The organism is Kitasatospora sp. NPDC048545, from assembly GCF_040651155.1.
Classification (GTDB): domain Bacteria; phylum Actinomycetota; class Actinomycetes; order Streptomycetales; family Streptomycetaceae; genus Kitasatospora.
Genome location: NZ_JBEZIQ010000161.1, coordinates 1 through 2,235, shown reverse-complemented (window position 1 = coordinate 2,235; position 2,235 = coordinate 1). Strand labels below are relative to the sequence as shown.

At 75.9% G+C, this 2,235-nt stretch carries 1 protein-coding gene; it reads right to left on the bottom strand.

The features are described 5' to 3' along the window. On the bottom strand, positions 1 to 2,235 hold a 2,235-nt coding region (locus AB0D10_RS46215; RefSeq protein ID WP_360269096.1), incomplete at both ends, for an acyltransferase domain-containing protein.

The window sequence follows — 2,235 nt, the reverse complement described above, 5'->3', positions numbered from 1 at the left end:
CTCCTCCAGCCACGCGCCGACGCCCCCGCGCCGGCTCAGCAACAACAGGTCCCGGACGCCGTGTTCCGCCACCAGATGCCGCGCGACGAGCCGACTCAGACCACCCGTCCCACCCGTGATCACCACCGTCCCCGAGCCCCAGCCCGCGGACGACCCGCCGCCCGCCACCCGGGCCAGCCTGCCCACCCGCACGGCTCCGGCGCGGACCAGCACCTGCGACTCGCCGGTCGCCAGCACTGCGTCCAGCGGCAGTTCACCGTCCGCGTCCACGAGGACGAACCGGCCCGGGTTCTCCGACTCCGCCGCCCGCACCAGGCCCCACACGGCAGCGCCGGCCAGGTCCGCGACCTCGCTGCCCGCCACGGCACCCCGCGTGACGAAGACGAGGCGCGCGTTCGCGAAACGCGGCTCGGCCAGCCACTCCTGCACCAGGCCCAACGCCCACGCCGCCACCTCGTGCACGGCCTCCGGCGTCGAACCACCCGTCACCGGAACCACCACAGCGCCGGGCACCTCGCCGCCGAGCTCCGACAGCTCCGCGGCCTCCACGCCCAGCGTCACGGACCGGACACTCACCGGTCGGGCGAGCGCAGCCGCGACCCACTCCAGCCGCAGCAGCGACCCGCTCGCCCCGCGGGAAGCAGCGGCCGGCTCGCCAAGCTCCACGGACTCCGCCGACAGCACCGGCTCGCCCGCCGCGTCCGCGAGGACCAGCGACAGCGTGTCCTCGCCCGTCCGCGCCAGCCGGGCCCGCGCAACCGTGGCACCCGTGGCGTGCAGCGACACCCCGGACCACGCCACCGGCACGAGCCCTCGGTCGTCCGCCCGCAGGACGGCGGCCAGCAACGCCGGGTGCACGCCGAACCCGGCCGCCGAGCCCGCCAGTTCGGCCGGGAGCCCGGCCTCGACGAAGGTCTCCTCCCCGCGCCGCCAGACACCGGGGCCGTCCGCGGCGGCGCCGGTTGGCGGCCAGACCGCCGCGTCGAAGTCGGCGGCGCGCGCTCCCGTGGTCAGCACCCCGGCGGCGTGCTCGGTCCAGGGCTCGTCGAGCCCGCCGTCGGGGCGCGAGAAGAAGGTCACCGTCCGCGCACCCGACCCGTCCGGCGCGCCTGCCCGGACCTGGACCGTCGTGCCGCCGCCCGCGCCGCCCAGGGCGAGCGGCCGGGTGACGGCGAGCCGCTCGACCCGGTCGCAGCCGACGTGGTCGCCGACCCGGATCGCCAGCTCCAGGAACCCGGACGCCGGGAAGACCTCCGCGTCGCCCTCCCACGCCGCCACGGTGCCGGGCACGAGCCGCCCGGTGAAGACGACGCTGTCCGTGCCCGCGAGCGGCACGGCCGCCCCGAGCAGCGGGTGGTCCGCCGCCAGCAGACCGGCGCCGGTCACGTCGCCGACACCACTGCCCAGAGCGGGCCAGTAGTGCTCGTGCTGGAAGGCGTAGGTGGGCAGGTCGACGCGCTGGGCGCCGGTGCCGTCGAACAGCCGCGTCCAGTCGACCGGGACGCCGACGACGTGCAGCCGCGCCAGCGCGGTGACAAGGGTGTGCTCCTCGGGCCGGTCACGGCGCAGCAGCGGGAGCGCGGGGGCGTCCGGGTCCTGCTGGGCGAGGGCGGCGAGGACGCCGTCGGGGCCGACCTCGACGAAGGCGGTGGCGCCGGCCTCGCGCAGGGTGCGGACGCCGTCGGCGAAGCGGACGGTCTCGCGGACGTGGCGCACCCAGTAGTCGGGGGTGGTGAGGTCCGCACCCAGAGCGCCGGTGAGGTTGGAGACCAGCGGGATCGAAGGGGTGCTGTAGGACAGGCCGTTCAGGACCTCGCGGAAGTCCTCCAGCATCGGATCCATCAGCGGCGAGTGGAAGGCGTGCGAAACCCGCAGCCGCGTGGTCTTGCGCTCGGCGAAGTGCGCCTCGATCGCCGCGACGGCCTCCTCCGCGCCCGAGACGACCACGGAGGTCGGACCGTTGACGGCCGCGACCGACACGAACTCACCCAGCAGCGGCAGGACTTCGTCCTCCGTCGCCTGCACCGCGAGCATCGCGCCGCCCTCCGGCAGTGCCTGCATCAGCCGGCCACGGGCGGCGACCAGCGCACAGGCGTCCGCCAGCGAGAACACCCCGGCCACATGCGCCGCAGCGATCTCGCCGATCGAGTGCCCGGCCACGAACTCCGACTCCACGCCCAGCGATTCGAGCAGCCGGAACAACGCCACCTCGACCGCGAACAACCCCGCCTGGGC